General features: G+C 72.2%; 15 protein-coding genes. 10 read left to right on the plus strand and 5 right to left on the minus strand.

All coding sequences use genetic code 11. The features are described from left to right. Window positions 1–31: 31 nt before the first annotated feature. Window positions 32–1,741, minus strand: coding sequence for a PLP-dependent aminotransferase family protein (locus ACZ5WK_RS37190; protein ID WP_465554485.1), 1,710 nt, complete (start codon window positions 1,739–1,741; stop codon window positions 32–34). Window positions 1,742–1,921: 180 nt separating this feature from the next. Between ACZ5WK_RS37190 and ACZ5WK_RS37195 the strand changes: the two genes are divergently transcribed. From ACZ5WK_RS37195 to ACZ5WK_RS37225, 7 genes are all read left to right on the plus strand, one after another. After that, window positions 1,922–2,425, plus strand: a complete 504-nt coding sequence (locus ACZ5WK_RS37195; protein WP_396323309.1) for an Lrp/AsnC family transcriptional regulator — start codon at window positions 1,922–1,924, stop codon at window positions 2,423–2,425. Between the two features lie 342 nt (window positions 2,426–2,767). Continuing rightward, the gene (locus ACZ5WK_RS37200) at window positions 2,768–3,763 is read left to right on the plus strand and encodes a GlxA family transcriptional regulator (RefSeq protein WP_465554487.1); all 996 of its coding nucleotides are present in this window, start codon (window positions 2,768–2,770) and stop codon (window positions 3,761–3,763) included. After that, on the plus strand, window positions 3,760–5,469 hold the full coding sequence (locus ACZ5WK_RS37205) for a thiamine pyrophosphate-binding protein (RefSeq protein ID WP_465554489.1): 1,710 nt from the start codon (window positions 3,760–3,762) through the stop codon (window positions 5,467–5,469). Before ACZ5WK_RS37200 ends, ACZ5WK_RS37205 begins: the two co-directional genes overlap by 4 nt. After that, the gene (locus ACZ5WK_RS37210) at window positions 5,441–6,094 is read left to right on the plus strand and encodes an SRPBCC family protein (RefSeq protein WP_396323301.1); all 654 of its coding nucleotides are present in this window, start codon (window positions 5,441–5,443) and stop codon (window positions 6,092–6,094) included. The genes ACZ5WK_RS37205 and ACZ5WK_RS37210 overlap by 29 nt, the downstream gene beginning before the upstream one ends. Next, the gene (locus ACZ5WK_RS37215) at window positions 6,091–7,125 is read left to right on the plus strand and encodes a 3-oxoacyl-ACP synthase III family protein (RefSeq protein WP_465554491.1); all 1,035 of its coding nucleotides are present in this window, start codon (window positions 6,091–6,093) and stop codon (window positions 7,123–7,125) included. The genes ACZ5WK_RS37210 and ACZ5WK_RS37215 overlap by 4 nt, the downstream gene beginning before the upstream one ends. A gap of 101 nt (window positions 7,126–7,226) precedes the next feature. After that, window positions 7,227–8,138, plus strand: coding sequence for a phytoene/squalene synthase family protein (locus ACZ5WK_RS37220; RefSeq protein WP_465554493.1), 912 nt, complete (start codon window positions 7,227–7,229; stop codon window positions 8,136–8,138). A gap of 177 nt (window positions 8,139–8,315) precedes the next feature. Continuing rightward, complete coding sequence (locus tag ACZ5WK_RS37225) at window positions 8,316–9,287, plus strand: NAD(P)-dependent alcohol dehydrogenase (protein WP_465554495.1); 972 nt, start codon at window positions 8,316–8,318, stop codon at window positions 9,285–9,287. A 107-nt stretch (window positions 9,288–9,394) separates the two neighbouring features. Here the strand turns inward: ACZ5WK_RS37225 and ACZ5WK_RS37230 are convergent, their stop codons facing one another. Together ACZ5WK_RS37230 and ACZ5WK_RS37235 are read right to left on the minus strand one after the other, a co-directional pair. Beyond that, complete coding sequence (locus tag ACZ5WK_RS37230) at window positions 9,395–10,384, minus strand: PI-PLC domain-containing protein (protein ID WP_465554497.1); 990 nt, start codon at window positions 10,382–10,384, stop codon at window positions 9,395–9,397. A 561-nt stretch (window positions 10,385–10,945) separates the two neighbouring features. Beyond that, the gene (locus ACZ5WK_RS37235; RefSeq protein ID WP_465554521.1) at window positions 10,946–11,854 is read right to left on the minus strand and encodes an alpha/beta hydrolase; all 909 of its coding nucleotides are present in this window, start codon (window positions 11,852–11,854) and stop codon (window positions 10,946–10,948) included. Window positions 11,855–12,323: 469 nt separating this feature from the next. Here ACZ5WK_RS37235 and ACZ5WK_RS37240 point away from each other — a divergent pair, with 469 nt between their 5' ends. After that, window positions 12,324–12,473 carry a hypothetical protein gene (locus tag ACZ5WK_RS37240; RefSeq protein WP_465554499.1) on the plus strand — a complete coding sequence of 50 codons (150 nt, stop codon included), beginning with the start codon at window positions 12,324–12,326 and terminating at the stop codon, window positions 12,471–12,473. 80 nt (window positions 12,474–12,553) lie between these two features. Here ACZ5WK_RS37240 and ACZ5WK_RS37245 read toward each other — a convergent pair whose 3' ends face one another. Next, complete coding sequence (locus ACZ5WK_RS37245; RefSeq protein ID WP_465554501.1) at window positions 12,554–13,843, minus strand: LLM class flavin-dependent oxidoreductase; 1,290 nt, start codon at window positions 13,841–13,843, stop codon at window positions 12,554–12,556. Window positions 13,844–14,114: 271 nt separating this feature from the next. Beyond that, window positions 14,115–16,760: a SpoIIE family protein phosphatase gene (locus ACZ5WK_RS37250; RefSeq protein WP_465554503.1), complete on the minus strand. Its 2,646-nt coding sequence runs from the start codon at window positions 16,758–16,760 to the stop codon at window positions 14,115–14,117. 430 nt (window positions 16,761–17,190) lie between these two features. Here ACZ5WK_RS37250 and ACZ5WK_RS37255 point away from each other — a divergent pair, with 430 nt between their 5' ends. Then, on the plus strand, window positions 17,191–17,994 hold the full coding sequence (locus ACZ5WK_RS37255) for a glycerophosphodiester phosphodiesterase (protein WP_465554505.1): 804 nt from the start codon (window positions 17,191–17,193) through the stop codon (window positions 17,992–17,994). Beyond that, window positions 17,991–19,376, plus strand: a complete 1,386-nt coding sequence (locus ACZ5WK_RS37260) for an MFS transporter (RefSeq protein WP_465554507.1) — start codon at window positions 17,991–17,993, stop codon at window positions 19,374–19,376. Before ACZ5WK_RS37255 ends, ACZ5WK_RS37260 begins: the two co-directional genes overlap by 4 nt. Window positions 19,377–19,385 lie beyond the last annotated feature (9 nt).

Raw genomic sequence — 19,385 nt, forward strand, 5'->3', positions numbered from 1 at the left:
ACGGCCGGGTGCGCCGGAGCTGACCGGGGACCTACGCGCGCAGGGCGGGGTCCTCGGCCAGCTCGGCCAACAGGGCGTCCAGCTTCGCGCGGTCGACCGAGGGCATCAGGAAGACGTGCACGTAGCTGCGGCGGGTGGACTCGTCGCCCGGGACCATCAGCACGTCCTGGGATGACAACGACCACTTCGCCACCAGCTCGGGGCTGGGCTTGCGGAAGCGTACCGTGACGGCGCCCGGGGTGCGGGCCGGCCAGAGCTCGACGCCCGTCTCCTCCTCCATGGCCCTCAGGCGCCGCTCCAGGTAGCCGGCCAGCTCCTGGGCGCTGCGGATCCGGTCCACCTGGTCCTGGTAGGAGTGCCGGGACAGGTGGTCCCAGATGACCAGCGGGGAGAACCCGTTCCTGGAGCCCGCGAAGGTGGTGTCCGGCGCGCCTATGTAGTCCGGCTGGGACGGGGGCGAGATCTGGTACTTGACCTTCGTCATGTAGATGCCGCAGGGCCACGGCGCACCGGGCCACTTGTGGCCGCTCATGGCGATGGAGGAGACCATGTCGAGGTCGCCGAACTCCGTGGTGGGCAGCCTGAGGCCGAAGTCGTATTCGGGCAGCTCCACTTCGGGGGTCCAGCCGTACGCCGGGTCCTGGGCGGCCATTCTCAGGAACGGCGCGTAGCCGGCGCCGAGGGCGCCGTCCACGTGGATCCAGAAACCCCGGCGCAGGTCGACCAGCGGCTCACCGGTCCGCGGGTCCGTGCCGTAGGTCACCTGGCGCTGGATCAGACCGTGCCGCTCGAAGATCGGCAGCAGGCGCTCGCAGACCTTCCGGACGTCGTCGTGGGCGCCCTTGAAGGTGCTGCCGAGGTTGAGGTTGACGAAGACCGGGTGCCCGTTCGCGGCGAAGAACTCGACCAGCACCGCGAGGGCGTCGATGTCGATCTCGCCCGGCCCGTCCCAGGACCGGCCCGAGGGGCCGGGGCGGGAGGGCACCTCGGTGGGCCACTCACGGCGGCCCGTGTCGGGGTCGACCAGCGGGCACTCGTCCGCGTACTTCTCCAGACCGACCGCGTGGAAGGTCTCCACGCCGAGCACCCGCACCGCCTTGGCGAAGGAGTAGTGGGTGTCCTCGGAGTAGAACGCCACCGGGCGGTGGGCATTGGGGTTGTGCCGGTCGGGCGCGGCCTGGACGTACCGCAGGGCGTCGAACGGGGCCGCCGGCGGCTGGATCAGCGCCTTGCCGCTCAGGTAGTCCCGGGCGTTCCAGAGCGCGTACATGTTGCCCTCGGTCGAGCCCATGGACAGCATGTAGCCCCAGTACGACTCGGGGTCGGCGGGGTCGTGCGGTCGCTCGGCGTTCCACAGTGCCGCGTAGTAGTCGAGCACCGCGCGCTCTACGACCTTGGTGTTCGGCTTGTAGCCGCCGCTCTGGAACGGGTCGCCGAGGTTGTTGATGTTGTTCGGCATGAACCGGGCCAGGTCCAGCGCGCAGCCCTGCATGTCCTGGGTGGCCTGGTAGCCCACCAGGTGCCGGCGCTTCCTCGACAGGTACTCGTCCACCGTGTCGAGGGCGCGCAGCCGCCGGTCGTCGTCCAACCCGCTCGCGGGGAGCTCGAAGTCGCGGCCGTCCAGCTCCGCCCCCGGGTCGACGACGGTGCCGGCGGCCGCGGCGGTCACGGCGGTCGCATCTGTCCCGGCCGTCTCCGCCGTCTCGGCGGCGATGGTGGCGAAGGTGGCGGTGGGGCTCATGGACGCGGCACTCCGGGGTCGGTGCGGGCCGGTCCACGGGCGGGGAACGGCGGAGGGGCGTTCGCCGCCCGCGGCCAGGATGGAACTTCGCGGAGCCGAGCGGAAGATCTTCCGAACATCATTCGGTATGACCACGTAATGTCTTGCGAATCGACGGGATCAGCTGGAATCCTGCCCTGCATGCCGAATAATCCGCAGGCCCGGAGGGCGCCCATCGACGACGTGGACCGGGCGATCATGCGCACCCTGGCCGACAACGCCCGCATGCCGAACAACGCGCTCGCCGAGGCGGTGGGCATCGCCCCCTCCACCTGCCTGGCCCGGGTGCGCGCACTGCAGGAGCGCGGGATCATCCGCGGATTCCGGGCGGACGTCGACCCCGCCGCGATCGGCCTGCCGCTGCAGGCGATGATCTCCGTCCGGCTCCGGGCCCACACCCGCGAGCAGAACGAGAGCTTCCGCAGCACCGCCCCCGACCTGCCCGGTGTCCTGGCCGTGTTCCACATGGCGGGATCCGACGACTACCTGCTCCACGTCGGCGTCGCCGGCCCCGAGGGCCTGCGCGACTTCGTCGTGGACAACCTGACCACCCACCCGGCGGTCGCACAGACCCGGACCAACCTGATCTTCGAGCAGATAGCCGGCCGCCGCTACCTGGGAGACCCGGCGTCGGCCACCACCTGAGCCGCCGACGGCCGGATGATCCACCGCCCGCCGGTCACGTCCGAGGCGGTCCCGTGGGGCGACGACCTCCGGAAACCGCCGTCCGGAGCGGGCCGTCCTGGTCCCGCTCGGTTCGGGAGCCGACGGGCTGCGGAAGTGCCCGCGGATGCGGCTGCGGCTCCCGCCGACCCGCCCCCACCGTGATCCACTTCACACCCGGCCGTCGCTATCCGTGAGCAGAGCTGGTCAGTGCCGGTCCCCGGCCCCCGGCGACGGGCCCATGGCCGAATTCGTCAGTAGACCGTCATTGCCGCCGTTCCGCGCCGGATACAGGCTGTGACTGTGCATCAGCGACGAGTTGTGGTGTTGGTCTATCCCGGTGCACAGGCACTGGACATAGCGGGTCCGATCGAGGTGTTCGACACCGTGAACCGCATGCTCCCCGAGGCGGGTGTCCGGTATCGGACCGAGTTCGTCTCCCCCGACGCACCGCTCGTGCGGACGTGCTCGGGCATGGTGATCGCGGCCGAGCCGCTCGCCACGGGTGACGGCCCGATCGACACCCTCCTCGTCCCGGGCGGATGGAGCCTCAAGGAGGCTTTGGCGGATCAGGAGTTGGTCGCCTGGATCCGCCGGGCGGCGGCCCGGTCGCGCCGGGTCACCTCGGTGTGCGGCGGGGCGTTCCTGCTCGCCGAGGCGGGCCTTCTCACGGGGAGGCGCGCCACGACCCACTGGGCCTTCTGCGAGGAGATGGCCCAGCGCTACCCGGACGTGACGGTGGACCGTGAGCCGATCTTCGTCTGGGACGGCTCCTTCGTCACCTCGGCCGGAGTGTCCACCGGGATCGACATGGCCCTGTCCCTGGTGGAGGCCGACCACGGTGCGGCCTTCGCGCTGGACGTGGCGCGGTTCCTGGTCCTGTTCTTCAAACGCAACGGCGGGCAGTCGCAGTTCAGCACCGTCCTGGAGGCGCAACTCGCCGATCGCGCGCCGATCCGTGCCGCGCAGGAGTGGATTCTCTCGCACCTCGAACAGCCACTGCCCGTGCCCGAGATCGCCGAGCGCGCCAACATGAGCGTGCGGAACTTCGCCCGGGTGTTCCGGCGCGAGGTGGGGACACCCCCGGGCCAGTACATCGACCAGATGCGCATCGCCCGGGCCCGCAAGCTTCTGGAGTCCACCGATCTCCCGGTCACCCAGATCGCCCGGCGCTGCGGCTTCCCGGCCCCCGAGACGTTCTTCCGCTCCTTCGGCCGAGCCCTGGAACTGACCCCGAAGGAATACCGCCAACGCTTCCAGACCGCCTCGCCGGCCGGCCGCATCGTCGGGCCGGGCCCGTCCGACAGGAGCACCGCATGACCGCCGTGGTCCGGCTCGTCGACCACCTCGCGAGGGAGCTGGCCGAGTGCGGCGTCAGGCACGTGTTCGGTGTCGGCGGCGCGAACATCGAGGATCTCTACGACGCCCTGCACGCCACCGGCGACGTGATCCGCACCGTCGTGGCCAAGCACGAGTTCTCCGCCGCCACCATGGCGGACGGCCAGGCCCGGACCACCGGGCGCCTCGGCGTCGTCGCCGTGACCTCGGGCGGTGGAGCGGTGAATCTGGTGCCGGGGCTGGCGGAGGCGTACGCCTCGCGGGTGCCGATGCTGGCGATCGTGGGACAACCGCCCACCGAGCAGGAGGGTTTCGGGGCGTTCCAGGACTCCAGCGGCAGGGCGGGTTCCATCGACGCCCGGGAGCTGTTCACCCCCGTGACCCGGTACTGCGCCCGGGCCGACGACCCGGACTCGTTCCCGGAGCTGCTGTCCCGGGCGGTCGCGGTGGCCCAGACCGATCCCAAGGGCCCGGTCGTGCTCCTGCTGCCCAAGGACGTGCAGCGGGCACCGGTGGAGCTCCGGGAGCCGCTGCCGGCCGCCCCGCCGGTCCGTACGGAACCCCGCCTCCCGGACCGCACGGTGGACGTCCTTCGCGGCGCGCAACGCGTCCTGGTCATTGCCGGTGAGGGCGTGGCCTCGGCCGACGCCCGGGCCGAGCTGGCCGACGTGGCAGGCCGGCTCGGTGCCTGGGTGGCCGTCACCCCGGACGCCAAGGACGTGTTCGACAACCGGGACGCCCGGTTCGCCGGGGTGGCCGGGGTGATGGGTCATGAGAACGTGGCAGAGTGCCTTCGGCGGGCCGACGCCTGCCTGCTGGTGGGCACCCGGCTGCCGGCCCTCGCCCGCGGCGGCCTGGAGCAGGCGCTGGCCGGGACGCCGGTGATCTGCATCGATCCCGAGGCGCCGTTCGTGCCCGGGATCTCCCTGCGCGGCGACCTGCGGGACACCCTGCACGCGCTCGCCGCCCGGCTCGCTCCCGGCCGGCACCCGGCCCCCGCACATGCCGGCCCCTCCCCTCTGCCGACCCCGCACGCCCCGGCCGGTTCCCACCCCGCGGCCGGTTCCTACGCCGCGGCCGTGGCCTCGGTCGAGGCCGCGCTGCCCACGGACGCACACGTCTTCGTGGACGCCGGAAACGCCGGGGCCAGCGCGATCCACCTGCTCCCCGCCCCGCGCCAGGGCCGCTTCGTGGTGGCGGTCGGCATGGGCGGCATGGGCTACACCTTCGGTGCCGGCATCGGCGCGGCGCTGGCCACCGGGCGGCGCACGTACGTGATCGCCGGTGACGGCGCGTTCTTCATGCACGGCATGGAGGTCCACACCGCGGTCGAGCACACCGCGCCCGTCACCTTCGTGATCTTCAACAACAACGCCCACGCCATGTGCGCCACTCGTGAGCAGCTGTTCCTCGGGGCCGTGCACCCCGGCAACCTGTTCCGCCCGGCGGACATCGCCAGGGGCGTGGCCGGCATGTTCCCCGGCCTGGACGTGACCCGGGCCGAGGACGGTGCACAGCTGCGACGGGCACTGCTGCGGAGCAACGCGAGCAACGGTCCCGCCTTCGTCACGCTGGATTTCGATCCCGCCGAGATACCGCCGTTCCTTCCCTTCCTGAACATCGCCGGCCGGGAGCCGGCCCAGAACGAGGAGACCTCCCATGAGCGCGGACCAGTCCGTGTTGGCTGACATTCCCGGCCTCACCAGGGTCGAGAACACCGACCTGGAGCAGCTGACGGCCCGCTGTGCGGAACTGACCCGGCCCGCCTACCCACACGGCGAGGTCTACGGGAAGTACTGCACGATCCAGGAATACGTCGCCTGCCCGCCGGAGCAGGCGTACGAGTACCTGAGGCAGGGCCACCACCTGGAGGAATGGACATACAGCCTGCGGAACTTCGGCCCCACCGGGACCCCGGGGCTCTGGGTCGGTGACGACCGCCTGGAGGAGCAGACCCGGATCTTCTGCAGGGTGGAGACCAACGCCGAGGCCATGACGGTGGACTTCCACTGCTCCTGGGACCAGGGCGACGAGCTCTGGATGGTGTACCTGATGCGCGTCCTGCCTGCCCGGTCGGTGCTCGGCAAGCCCGGCTCCGTGATCACCTGGACCAACTGCCGGCACCCGTACTACGACGCCAACCCCCACCCCGGCCTGGCCCCGCGGGCCGACCGCCCGTGGGTGGGCGACTACTGGGACCTCTTCTACGCCGGCCACACGGTGGAGATGGGCAACCTCAAGGCGATCCTGGAGCACCGCCACCGCAACGGCCTGCCGGTCTGCTCCTCCCCCACCACGGCGGTGGTGCGGTGACCACGGTCAGCCTCACCGACGTCGCCGGCTACCTTCCCGGCGAGCCGGTCCCCGCCGAGTTCTACACCGAGTACCCCGGCGCGGAGGACAGGCTCCGCGACAACCCCATGTTCAGGATTCCCCCGATGCGGCACCACGTGGCCGCGGGCGAGACCAACGTCGACATGGTCGAGCGCGCGGTCGCGCCCCTGATCGAGCGGCACGGGGCTGGCGAGATCCGCTCCGTGGACGTCCTGCTGATGCACAGTCAGCTCCCTGACTCGCCCTTCGTGGGCGCCGGGACCGAGGTGGCACGCCGGCTGGGACTGAAACCGCAGTGGCTGATCGACGTGGCCAACGCCGGGTGCGCCTCCTTCGTCCACATGCTCGAACTGGCCCGGCAGATCCTCACCACCACCGACGCCAGGACCGCGCTGATCTGCAACGCGCAGAGCGCCGCCGGCCAGCTGTTCACCCAGCCCGACGTGCGCCGGCTCGCCCAGGCCGCGATCCCCGGGGACGGCTGCGGGGTGGGGTACGTCACCACATCGGAGGGCTCTCCGGTCCTGGCTCTGACCACACATCATATCGCTGGCTACGGAGGCGACATGAAGGCCGTCCTCGATGACGGCCGCAAGTACTGGGAGCCCGGCGAGTCCCAGCTGCGGATCGGCTTCACCGAGGCCACCACCGCCAAGGTCCTCGAACGCGGCAACCGCCTGGTGCCGGAGGTGGTCACCGCGCTGTGCCGACGGCTCGGGGTCACCACCGGCGAGATCGACCTGCTGGTGACCAACCAGCCCAACCGCACGTTCCTGCGCAACTGGCGGGAGCAACTGCGGCTGCCGCCGCACCGCCACCCCGACACCTTCGACAGCTGCGGCAACCTGTTCGGCGCGGCGATCCCCATCACCCTCGACCACGCCATCCGTTCAGGACGGGTCAAGGAGGGCGACCTCGTGGTACTGGGCGGCTTCGCCCACGCGGGCGACTACGCGGGCGCGGCCGCGATCCGCTGGAACACCGGCAGCACCGGCCCACTCGGCCGGTAAGGGCTGCCGACGCGGCAACGCGAGCATCATGGCCTCCTGCTCGGACGGTGTCCCCCGGCGTCTAGGCTCGGGGACATCGACCAAGGAGAGGGCGAACACGAGTGGGCAGCTGGGAGCGCGCGCTGGACGCGGCCGGGATCGACGACCCGGGACTGCGCGACGACTACAGTCGGCAGCGCCGGCAGGTCACGCAGTACAAGCGGGAGGCCGTGCTGGCCGCCGATCTCCTCCTGCCGGCACGGCTCGTGCCGCACGTGATCGCGGCCACCGCCCACATGCACCGCACCGACACCCTGCTCGACAGCGGGCCGCGCGACGAGCGGAAAGCCGCGTACTCGCGCTGGGAGCAGGAGGTCGCCGACAGCCTCGCCATCGGCGGGACGGACAACCCCGAACTGCGTCCGCTGCTGAACACCGTCGCCGCCCACCCCGCCCTGCGCGACCGAGCGCTGGAGCACCTCGCCGGGGCAGGCGCCGACCTCGACTTCGCCGGGTTCGCCACCGAGGCCGACTACCAGCACTACGTGGACGCCTACTCGCTGCCCGCGTTCATGGTCGTCGCCACCCTGCTCGGCCCGAACGGAGACCAGACGGCCTACCGTGCCGCCTGTCGCACCTTCATCGACGCCAGCCAACGGCTCGACTTCGTCAGCGACCTCGCCGAGGACCTGGCCGACGACCGCCTGACGATCCCCGAGCAGACCCTGAACCGGCACGAGGTCACTCGCGCCGACCTGGAACAGGCCGGCAACCTCGCGGGCATCCGGGCGCTGATCACCGACCAACTCGACCGGGTCGACCGCACCCTCGCCGAGGGCCGCGCCGTCGTCGGCCTCGTCCCGCCCGCCCACCGGCCCATGGTCCGCTGCATGATCGGCCTGGACGAACTGACCAGCGCCGCCGCCCGCGCCGACATCCCCGCCCTGCTGCGCCGCTCGGCGGGCCCGCCCAAGCTCGCCGCCCTTCGCCTGCTCGGCCTCGAATACCTGCGGGCGCGCCGCGTCGGGCGCTGAACGTCACCATCGCGCCGGTCGCTTCGGGCGGTGCGCTGCGGGCGGTGCGGTGCGGGCGGTGCGCTGCGGGCGGTGCGGTGCGCGGGGGCCTTCCCCAGTTCCTCACCGGGTCCGCCGGAAGAAACCTGCGCGATGACGCTCCCCGGCCGGCCGCCCGCCGCCGTACGCTACAGAGTCATGAAAGCCATGGCGCAGCGCACCTGGAAGGCCGGGGAGCGGTTGGAGCTCGTGGAGCTGCCCACGCCCGAGCCGCGCAAGGGTGAGGTCCGGGTCGGCGTCCAGGCCGTCGGGGTCAACCCGGTGGACTGGAAGATGCGCAGCCACGGCCCGCTGCGGCAGGCCGCCCGTCTTCTGGGGCCGAAGCCACCGGTGGTCGTGGGGGTGGACTTCGCCGGGGTGGTCGACGCCGTCGGCCCGGGGGTCGTGGGCTTCTCACCTGGCGACCGGGTGGCGGGCGGGACCGACTTCTCCCGGGGCCAGCGCGGCTCCTACGCCGACACCGTGGTGGTGCGCGAGGACCAGCTGTGCCCCGTCCCCGACTCGGTCGACATCGCCGTGGCCGCCGCCCTGCCGGTGAGCGGCGTGACCGCCCGGATGGCGGTGGTGGACCTGGGCCGCATCCGCCGGGAGAGCACCGCCGACCGCCGCGTGCTGGTGCTGGGTGCCTCCGGCGCCGTGGGCCAACTCGCCGTGCAGATCGCCAAGTCGGAGGACGCGTTCGTGGTCGGCGTCTGTTCGGCGAAGAACGCGGACCTGGTCGGGGGGCTGGGCGCCGACGCGGTCCTCGACTACGGCCGGGGCGACGCGCTGGTCCAGGCCCGGGCCCATGCTCCCTTCCATCTCGTCATCGACTGCGTCGGCGGCTACTCCGGCGCCGGCTGCCGGGCCCTCCTGTCGTCGGGAGGGCGCCACATCATGGTGGCGGGCGACGACCCCGCCGCCCTCGTGCAGATGCTCGTGGCGCCGTCGCGCTCCAGGGGCATCCTGGGCAGGCCCACCGGCCGGCGGCTGGCACCGCTGGTGGCGGCGGTGGCCGACCGCCGGCTCCGGGTGGCGATCGCGCGGACCCTGCCGCTCACCGCCGCCGAGGAGGCCCACCTGCTCAGCCGAAGTGGGCGTATGACGGGCAAGTTGATCCTGCTGCCCTGAGGTCCGCGGCCTGCCGGCCCCTACCCCGCCCCGACCGGCCCCCGCAGCGCGACTCGCGGCGGCGCGGCTCACGGCTCCCGTGGGCTGGGCCCGGTGAGGGGCGCGCCCTACCTGAACATGCGGTCGGCGCTGGTGGCCAGGCGATGGGTGGCGCTGTGGCGGCTCACCCAGTCACGGACGAGGTTGATGGCGTTGGCGCACTGCCAGCTGTTGTCGTACTCGCGCACTCCGGTGAAACTGCCGTAGCCCGCGATGATGCCGTCCACACGCGCGTCGCCCAGCAGCTTGTCGACGTACCACGGATCGTTGTAGGTGATCGTCCAGGACAGCGTGGCCGCGAGCCGTCCTGCGGCACGGTCCCCGGCGCCCTTCTTCAGTTCCGCGCAGGTGTTGTAGGTGGCTTCCGTGCAGTTGCCGAACCCGTTGGCGATATTGCTGTCGCCGTAGTCCATCGCCCGGTGACCGGGCGGGATCGCGGCACCGGACCGGTCGAAGGCGCTTCGGGCCTGGTCGCGGGTCCCGGTCGTCGTCATGCCCTCCAGACGGCCGAGCTTGCCTTCCAGGCTCTTCCAGCCCCTGCCGCCGACATCCGGGGTGCTGCCGCCGTGGTACTCGTAGAAACCGTAGAGCACCTGGATCCCGGCAGCCGTCAGCCGCTGCGCCTTGTCCCGCAGTCCGGCGACGCTGCACCCACGGTTCGGCTCCTCCCCACAGTAGTTCGGGTCCTTGATGTCCAGCCAGACCAGTGCCAGCCGACGCCCTGCGTTGGCGTTGGAGACGATGCGGTCGATCATGCTGTCGAAGCTGGGGCCGAGCCGGGAGTCACCGGCCGATGAACAGTCGTGGTACGCGCGCCATTCGTTCGGGTTCCACCAGGCACAGACGTCTATCTCGATGCCGTTGGCACCGTGGTTGAGCGCGGCGTCCACGCCGTCCAGGGTGTCGACGCGGTGCGCGATGGCGTAGATCGCCTGACGCTGATCGGCTGCCGCCGCCGGGGTCGTACCCGTCACGGTGACACCGATGATCCCGCACAGCGCTGCCATCAGCGCCGGTAGGATCCGCGGGCCGGCGCCGTGCCTGAGGCGAGTGGTCAAGGAACGTACTCCTTCATGTCGTTTCATGTCGGTGTCCGGGTCGGGGTGGTCATGAGCGGCAGACACCCCTCTCCCCCGCGCCGACGTGTGGCGAAGAGAGAGCGATCCGGCAGCCGCTGCGCCCTCCAGGGCTCCGACGGCATGGCCGAGGTGGCGTGCCGGCGGCGGAGAAGCGCCGGCCCGCCACCTCGGCGGGGAACTCTGCCGAGGGCCCCCGAGCCGATCGGTCGTACCCACTCTGCCCCGAGTCCCCGGGCTGCGCGAGGCACCCGGGTCGGATCTCGGCCAGGCAGGTCCACAGCCCCAACTCCCCACGTGGATATCCATGGTGAGTGACGATCAGAGGCCCCCGCCAGGAGTACCGGGGCCGCGGCGTGCGGCGCTGTGTCCGGAACTCGACGTGGCCCGGGGCGAAGCGCCGGTGGAAACCCTCGGCCGGAGGCGGTAGCCGGGGTCAGTCCACTCCGAGAAGCTGTCCGACCGGCGGTGACGTGGTCGCGCACAGCGGTTGGCGCGTTCGGGGGCCGGCTGCCTCGGTGGGGCCGCGCCCGCCACCCGTGGTCATGTGGCTTCCTCGTAGACGTGTGGCCCGGTGCGGACGGAGCCGGTGACCTCGCCGACCGCGCGACCCAGCGCCGTGGAAGGGTCCGCGAGGTCGAAGCACAGGTCGAAGTGGTTCCGGCCGGTGGCCACCACTTCGGCCAACCGGCTGGTGCGGCTGCGGGCCGCCCGGGCGAAGTCCTGCTGCTGACGGGCGAATTCGTCCGTCTCGTGTTCTCCGCGTGCCAGCACCAGCGAGGGCAGCGTTCGCGGCAGGTGGTGGAGGGGGCTGTTGCGCCGCGCCTCGTCCCGGGTCATGCCCACGCGGTCGTTGACATAGGTCAGGCGCACCGGTTCCAGGTCGTACACGCCGCTGAGCAGCACCGCGCCGGCCCATCCGGCCGACTGCCCCGGTGCGGCCGCCGGCGTCTCGTCGAGCAGGCACATGGCAGCCAGGTGCGCGCCGGCGGAGCTGCCGGCCAGCACCATCCGGGCGGGGTCGCACCCGAGTTCGCCCGCGTGGGCGAGCAGCCACCGCGCCCCCTTGCGGACCATGGCAACGATGGCGTCCAGCCCGTACCTGGGAGCCAGACCGTAGCCGAGGGCGGCGTACGCGACACCACGGGAGTTCAGCCCGGCCGCCGGGAACGACGCGTCCGCCCTGCCCAGTTCCTGCCAGTAGCCCCCGTGCAGGAACACCACCAGCGGCGCCCCGGGACCGCCCGGCCCGGCCGGTGCAGGGGCGGGAAAGAAGTCCAGACGCTCCTCGGGGCGGGGCCCGTAGCTCAGGGTCCGCCACTCGAGCGCGGCCCGGGTGCGGTCGCTCGCCGCCGCGTACGCGTCCAACTCCACCCGCAGGTCCGGCACGCACGAGCTGGGCGAGTACTGTACGGCCAACTGCTCCGCGGTGTACTGCCGATACACGGTCATCGAGCTCACGCGGCACCGCTCCCGCCCGACAGGCGCATCCCTGCTAAACGGCCGCCCACAGCCACCCGTCCCGCTGGTAACGCGGACCGGAGCGACGCCCGTCGCGAGGACCACGCGAGGACCGGCGCCTCGTCCGCGGGCGTTCGCCGCTGCGCGCCGGCGCCCGCCGGCCTCAGGGCGCGGCTGCTGTCGCACCGGCCCGCCCACCCGACATCCCCCATGCCAAGCCCCTTTCGCCTCCTACGATCCCGCCGAGCAAGGCGGGCACCGGCAGGATATGCCCGATCTCGCGGATCATTCGAAAGAACGGCCGAGTTGGCCCAACTACCGGGCAATTCACCGGGAACTGACGCTGTGACAGTAGAACGAAACAGCGAACTTCCCTCCCCGCCTGTCGACTTCACCGAGCCGGCGGCGACACTGCAACGCAACGTCGCCGCACTCGACGCGCTCGGACCACGGGGCCCGGGTGAGCACGGAAGGCCTCCGACTGCCGCTCCAGGAGCCGTACACGGCGCCGTCCGGCCTCCAGGCCGAACCCGGCGCGGTGCTGGAGCAGCACCGCGTCGGGTGGACGGTGCGGGCCCGCGATCAGGCGGTCCGCCTCGTCGCGGGATGACACCGCTCCCCCACCCGCCGGGGCATCGTCGCTCGGGGGGATCGTCGGTGCATCCGAAGCCGTCGGCCCTCAGGTGCCCGTCAGCGGTGACCGGACTGCGGGCCGGCCGGCGCCTCCTGACGGGAGCTCAACTGCGCCTCCTGGTGGGAGCCGAAGTGGCCGGGCAGGAGTGGCACGACCTTGGCGATGAAGCTCTCCATCTGCCGGCACACCTGCGCGCTGTCGTGGGTGAAGAAGTCGAACCAGAGCATCAGCCGGTCGTCCGGATGGAAGCGTTCGGTGATCTGCCGGGCGATGTCGGACGGCGTGCCGATGAGGGCGTTGTCGGCGGCGGAGGCGACCTTTCGGGGATCCAGGGTGCCTTCCAGGGCCGTCCAGTACGCGCGCAGGCGGCGCTCGGCGTCCTCGCGCGCCGCGGCCCGGGAGCGCTCGGCCGACCAGCCGGGCCGGTCCTCGAGGAAGACGAAGACCGTGCGCGGCATGTACGAGCGCTGCCAGGGCCCGCCCGAGGGGTGGTAGGCCTGCGCCAGGCGGGTGTGCGTCGCCTCGATGACGTCGGGCGGGGTGATGCTCAGGTTGAACACCCGGACCGGCCGGAAGCGGTTCAGGCGCGCCTGGAGCGCCTGGTCCTGCGATCCCAGGACCAGGGTGAGCAGTTCGGGCCGGACGGGCTCCGGCACGGCCTTGACCGCTTCGAACTGCCAGCGGCGGGGCACGACTACCCGGTCCCCGGGCGACCCGGTCTCCTTGAGGGCCTGCCGGTAGCTCTCCGCGTCGGGGAACTGCTCCGGTCCCAGTTCGGCTTCCGGAATGTCCTCGCTGGTGAGGACCTCTCCGGAGAGCAGCCGGACGAAGATCTCCGCGGCCTCCGCGGTGATCGCGGACCGGACCTGCGGCCAGGCGGCGCGCTCCCAGTCGGTCCGCGCGTCCACTCCGCTCAGCCGGTTGATGTAGTCGAAGCGCCCGCCCGCGAAGCCCACGTGCAGCCGGCGCTGCTCGGCCGGATCCAGACCGTGCCAGGCCAGCAGGGCGGCGACCCGCTCGGCGGCGGCCAGCGGGCCGCCGTTGCAGACGACGTTCATGATGGCCGACCCGACGTCGATCCGCCGGGTGCGGGCGAGCACGCGCGATGCCAACTGGCAGAAATCCGTGTTGAGTCCGACTTCACCGCGCCAGTGCGGGATCACCGGTTGCCGGTGGGTGCGCTGCAGTTCACTGCTGTAGTGGCTCTCGGCCACCCAGAGGGTCTGGAAACCCAAGTCGTCGGCCACCTGGGCCTGTTCCAGGAAGTTCTGTAACACCGTGGCGTGCGGGGGGAAGGCATCGCCTGGCTGAGCCTGCGTCAGACTGCAGAAGAGATCGAACTTCATACGCGTCACTCCAGATAAGGGGCCTGCCGTGGAACCGATGTCGCACACGGATGCGCGCGCCGGTGCGCACTCCTTCTCTCCGCTGCCGGCCGCCGCTTGTAGGTCACATCCGCAGGGAACGGTACCAACGCCCGTGGCGACCACTCGTGTTGCAGGTACGGGCCGCCATGACTGCGAGCGGGGCGGTGCGCAGGCCCCCCGGTCCGGCGACGCGCCTTCTCGGGCTGCCCGCCTATCGGGCGGCCCGCTTCTCGGGCTGCCCGCCCACGCGTCAGGCCGTCGGGGTGTCCGGTCGCAGGAACTGCTCGGCCCAGATGATCTTGCCCTCGGGGGTGTAACGGACGCCCCAGCGTTCGGCGAGCTGCGCGACGAGGAACAGGCCGCGGCCGCCCTCGTCCTCGGCCGCCGCGTAGCGCAGGTGGGGGGCGGTACTGCTGCAGTCCGAGACCTCGCAGATCAGCGAGCGGTCGTACAGCATCCGCACCTTGATCGGACCGGCCGCGTAGCGGATGGCATTGGTCACCAGCTCGCTCAGCACCAGTTCGGTGACGAAGACGGCCTCGTCCAGGCCCCACTCGGTGAGCAGCCGGGTGGCCTCGGCGCGCGCCTGGGCCACGGCCGCGGGGGTCCCGGCCACCTCCCACTCGGCGGTGCGATCGGGGTCCAGTACGCGGGTACGGGCAACGAGGAGGGCGATGTCGTCCGTCTGACGGGCGGGCAGCAGGGCGTCGAGCACGGCGTCGCACACCTCGTGGGGCGACCGGCCGGGGTGGGCCAGGGAGGCGGTGAGGAGGTCCAGGCCGACACCGATGTCGCGGGTACGGTCCTCGACCAGGCCGTCGGTGTAGAGGACCAGGCTGCTGCCCTCCGGCAGCCGCACCTCCGTGGCTTCGAACGGCATCCCGCCCACGCCCAGCGGCGGACCGGCGGGGAGGGAGAGGAGCTCCACTCTGCCGTCCGGGTGGACGAGGGCGGGCGGCGGATGGCCCGCCCCGCCCAGGACACAGGTGGCGGTGGTGGGGTCGTAGACGGCGTAGAGGCAGGTGGCGCCGCTGATCGCGAGCGCCCCCTCCGTGGTGGCCGTCTCCTGGTCGATGTGGCTGACCAGTTCGTCCAGGTGCCCGAGGAGCTCGTCCGGCGGCAGGTCGAGGGTGGAGAAGTTCTGGACCGCGGTGCGCAGGCGGCCCATGGTCGCGGCCGCGTGCAGGCCGTGACCGACCACGTCGCCGACGACGAGCGCCACACGGGTGCCCGGCAGCGGGATGACGTCGAACCAGTCGCCCCCGACCCCTGCCTGGGCGGGCAGGTAGCGGTAGGCGATGTCGAGAGCGCTCTGCTCGGGCAGCTCGCGCGGCAACAGGCTGTGCTGCAGGGTGACGGCCATCGCGTGCTCGCGCGTGAAGCGGCGGGCGTTGTCGACGGACACGGCGGCCCGGGCGGCCAGCTCCTCGGCCAGGGACAGGTCGTCCTCCTCGAACGGACCTCTGTCCCGGCCGCGCCAGAAGCAGGCGATGCCCATCAGCACACCCCGTGCCGTCAGCGGAACGGCGATCAGCGATGTCAGGCCGAACTCCAGCGCTGCCCTCGTGCGCTCGGCGTCCTGCATGCGCCACCCGGCGTCGGTCGCCAGCTCGGGGACCAGCGCGGAATGCCCGCTGGCGAAGCCCTCCGCCTGCGGGGTGCTCCCGGCCCACGTGACCAGTTCCCCCTGGGGGTACAGCGGCGAATCGTCCCGGATGCCCGTGAGCGCCACCCGCCGCAGCTCCACCGGGGCGCCGACCGCCAGGGACCGCGGCTCCTCGCCGCGCATGACCTCCTCGGCGAGATCGACGGTGGCGTAGTCGCAGAATTCCCGGGCGGCCATCCCGGCGAGCTCCTCCGCGGTGCGCCGGACGTCCAGGGTCGTGCCGATGACCATGCTCGCGTCGTACAGCAGCCTGAGCCGGCCGCGGGCGATCTCGGTCTTCCCGGCGAGGACGAGCAGCTCGGTGGAGTCGCGCAGGGTGGTGACGCTCCCGGGCGGGCCTCCCCCGCTGTCGGTGGGGCGGTGGTTGACGGCCAGCACGCGGTCACCGACGGAGAGCACCTCGTCGGTGACCGCGTGGCCGGCGAGCAGCAGCTCGGTCGTCCGGGGGCCGAGGCCGAGGTCGGTGACGGCGCGCCCCTCCGCGTCGGGCGGCAGGTCGAGCAGCCGGCGCGCCTCGTCGTTGGCGAGCAGGACGCGGCCGTCGCCGCTGACGATGGCCACTCCCTCGCGCACCGCGTGCAGCACCGCGTCGTGGTGCTCGTACATGCGCGTCATCTCCTCCGGCCCCAGGCCGTGGGTCTGCCGGAGGAGACGCCTGCCCACCAGCGCCGTACCGGCCGTGGCCAGGCCGAGCGCGACGGTGCCGGCACCCAGGACGACCGGCAGCTGATGGTTGATCGCGCTGCTCACATTGGTGATCTTCATCCCGGACGACACGATGCCCACGACCGCACCGTTGGCGTCCTCCACCGGGACCACCACCTGGTACTCCCGGCCGAGAGGGCCGTTCACCTGCTCGACGGTGACCTTGCCCTGCAGCGACGGCCCGATGGTGCCGACGAACTTCTTGCCGATCTGCTCGGGCTCGGGGTGGGTGAAGCGGATGCCGTTCCGGTCGGCCACCACGATGAAGTCGACCTGGGCGCCCTTGCGGGCCGCTTCGGTCAGCGGTTGGAGCTCTGCGCTGGGGTTGGGGCCCTGCATCGCCGCCACCAGACCGGGACTGTGGGCGAACGACTCGGCCGCGGCGAGCGAGCGGTCGCGCGCTGCGGCGTACCGGTCGCTGCGGGACTCGATCAGCAGCGCGACGACGGCCGCCACCACGAGCAGCAGCACGATCAGCACCTGGAGAACGAACATCTGCCCGGCGACGCTGCGGATGCTCAGCATCGACCGCAGGGGTCTGGCCGACGACTCCCCCGGGACGGGGCGTGGGTCTCGCCGCCCACGACGGCCTCCCGACCGGCGCGAGGGCGGCCGGGGAGAGGAGCCCTTGTCTCTGGCCATACACCCATGGTCCCGCCCGGGCAGGAGGTGGTCACATCGCACAGAGGCCCGTAGGGCAGCCCCACAGCGCAACGTCGCCGGTGCGGTGCTCTCCGTGCCCGCCCCCGGCGGACGGGCGGCTCTCCGTGCCCGGCCCGGTCGACGGGCGCACCGGCCGGCCGGGGCTCCGGTCCGGCCACTCGCACCGGGCGTTACCGCTTGACAAGGTGCGTAATACTGTAACGCGCACCACCCGGACGTCGTCGGAGCCGGCAGCGCCGCCTTGGGCCTCGCGGGCCCGGCCGGTCCCTCTCCCAGCAGCTCGGAGCACGACATGCACCCCTTCCTCGACCATCCGGGGCCGCTCGCCTTCGCGCACCGGGGTGGTGACCTCGGCCGCCCCGAGAACTCGCTCGCCGCCTTCGAGTCCGCCGTGGCCCTCGGGTACCGGTACCTCGAAACGGATGTGCACGCCACCCGCGACGGCGTGCTGGTGGCCTTCCACGACTCCCGCCTCGACCGGGTCACCGACCGCACCGGGGCGGTGTCCGAACTTCCCTGGGACGCCGTCAGGCAGGCCCGGATCGGTGGCACCGAGCCGGTACCGCTGCTGGAGGACCTGCTCGGCGCGTTCCCCGGAGCCCGCTTCAACATCGACGTCAAGGCGGCACCGGCCGTCGGGCCGCTGGTCGAGGCGATCCGCCGGACCGACTCCTGGGACCGGGTCTGCGTCGGCGGCTTCTCCGACGGCCGCCTCGCAGCCGTCCGCGCCGCCGCCGGCCCCCGGCTGGCCACCTCGCTCGGCCCGCGCGAGGTGGCCCGGCTGCGGCTGCGCTCGCTGGCCGGGCCGCTGCTGCGGGGGCGCGGGGCGCCGTTCACCGGGGTGTGCGCGCAGGTGCCGGAGCGTCACCGGGGCCTGCCGGTCGTCGACCGCGCCTTCGTCCGTGCCGCCCACCACGCCGGACTGCAGGTGCACGTCTGGACCGTGGACGATCCCACACGGATCCGGGCTCTCCTCGACCTGGGTGTGGATGGCATCATGGCCGATCGCATCGACGTCCTGCGGGACGTCCTCGGCGAGCGCGGCTGCTGGACCGACGGCAGCACCGGCTCCAGCACGGTGATAGGAGCCCCATGAACACCACGGCCCAGCTACCGCACCACCTGACGACCGCCACCGACGACCGCGCCCTGCGCCGGATGCAGTTCGGCTGGTACATCAACGACTGGGCCAACGCCGCCTTCTCGGCCACCGTCCTGACGGTGTTCCTCGGCCCGTACCTGACCTCGGTGGCCAAGAACGCCGCCGACGCGGCCGGCAACGTGCACCCGCTCGGCCTCTCGGTCCGCGCGGGGTCGTTCTTCCCCTACACGGTCTCCTTCTCCGTGCTGCTCTCGGTCGCGGTGATGCTGCTGACCGGGACGGTCGCGGACCGCACCGGGCGGCACAAGGAGCTGATGTGCGGCTCCGCCTACGTCGGTGCGACCGCGACGATGGGGATGTTCCTCCTCGGCGGCGACCGCTACCTGCTCGGCGGCGCACTGCTGGTGGTCGCCAACATCGCGTACGCGGTGTCGGTCGCGCTCTCCTACGCCTACCTCCCGGGCCTGGCCGCGCCCGACGAGCGCGACGCGGTCTCCTCCAAGGGCTGGGCGTACGGCTACGCGGGCGGCGGCCTGCTGCTGATCGCCAACCTGGCGCTGTTCGAGGGCCACGACGCGCTCGGCCTGTCCTCCGGCACCGCCGTGCGGATCTGCCTGGCCTCGGCCGGCCTGTGGTGGGCGCTGTTCACGATCGTCCCGATGCTGCGGCTGCCCTCCCGGGCGGGTACGACCCCCGGCCGTACCGCGGCCGCGGCCGTGCCCGACCGGCCCGCCGCCGGCAGCCTGCGCGAACTCGCCCGCACCCTGCGCGGCATGCGCGACTACCCGCTCACCCTTCTCTACCTGGGCGCCTTCCTCTGCTACAACGACGGGATCCAGACCGTCGTCTCCCAGGCCTCGCTCTACGGCAGCGAGGAGCTCGGCATGGACCAGACCTCGCTGGTCGTCGCCGTGCTCCTGGTCCAGATCGTCGCGATCGGCGGGGCGCTGCTCCTCGGCCGGATCGCCCGCCGGTACGGCGCCAAGCGGACCGTGCTCGGCTCCCTGGTCGGCTGGGTGGTCACCCTCGCCCTCGGGTACCTCATGCCCGCCCACCAGCCCGCCTGGTTCTTCGCCCTGGCCTGCATGATCGGCCTGGTCCTCGGCGGCAGCCAGGCGCTCTCCCGCTCGCTGTTCTCCCACCTCATCCCGGCCGGCCGGGAGGCCGAGTACTTCAGCGTCTACAAGGTCAGTGACCGCGGCACCAGCTGGATGGGCCCGCTCGTCTTCGGCCTCGCCTACCAGATCACCGGCAGCTACCGCTCCGCGATCATCTCCCTGCTGGTCTTCTTCGTGATCGGCTTCGCCGTGCTGGCGAAGGTGCCCGTCCGCCGCGCCATCGAGGCCGTCGGCAACCCCGTCCCCGAGCGGCTCTGACGGTCCGAC

It is taken from the genome of Kitasatospora sp. NPDC032757 (assembly GCF_055579305.1).